Origin of the sequence: Methanobrevibacter sp. UBA188 (genome assembly GCF_905234905.1) — an archaeon.
Classification (GTDB): domain Archaea; phylum Methanobacteriota; class Methanobacteria; order Methanobacteriales; family Methanobacteriaceae; genus Methanocatella.
Map to the genome: position 1 here is coordinate 1 of NZ_CAJOJM010000064.1, position 551 is coordinate 551.

Annotated in this window: 2 protein-coding genes; one reads left to right on the forward strand and one right to left on the reverse strand. The window is 34.5% G+C overall.

Translation table 11 applies throughout. The features are described 5' to 3' along the window. A partial coding sequence (locus QZ143_RS08955) for a hypothetical protein (protein WP_292883375.1) occupies nucleotides 1-202 on the forward strand: 202 nt, incomplete at its 5' end. A 137-nt stretch (nucleotides 203-339) separates the two neighbouring features. Here QZ143_RS08955 and QZ143_RS08960 read toward each other — a convergent pair. Continuing rightward, a partial coding sequence (locus QZ143_RS08960; RefSeq protein ID WP_292883378.1) for a hypothetical protein occupies nucleotides 340-551 on the reverse strand: 212 nt, incomplete at its 5' end.

The window sequence follows — 551 nt, forward strand, 5'->3', positions numbered from 1 at the left end:
GTTAAATCAATTTTTAAACGAATCTAAAAAAGAATTGCCTTACTTGGAGGAAACAGAGTCCACCAGTCTTCAACAGGCACGTGATGATTTGCATAAAGCGTTTAAAAACAATTTTAAAAGCAAAAGGCATAATCCTCCAAAATTTCACTCTAAAAAGAAAACACGACCTAGCTTCAGACAAACTATCCGAAAAGACAAATGACCAGTAGAAAACAACACACTAACTTTAAGAAAACACGGAAAAGTAACCTTCAGCACAAGCATAGAATACCTGGATTTATTAAACAGTCCCAACACAAAATTCAACAACATTACAGTATATTATGATGGTTTAAACCACTATGCAGCATTCAACATTGAAACTGATGTACCAGAACAACTGCCATTAACAGAAGAATACATTGGATGTGATATCAATTCCAACAAAAATGGATGGCTAGTCACAAGCGAAAGACAAAAAGAATTCTTTGATGTTGACCATGACAACCAAATGATCAAACACATCAACAGATTAATGTCCAAATGCAGAAACATGAGCAGACGATGGAAAA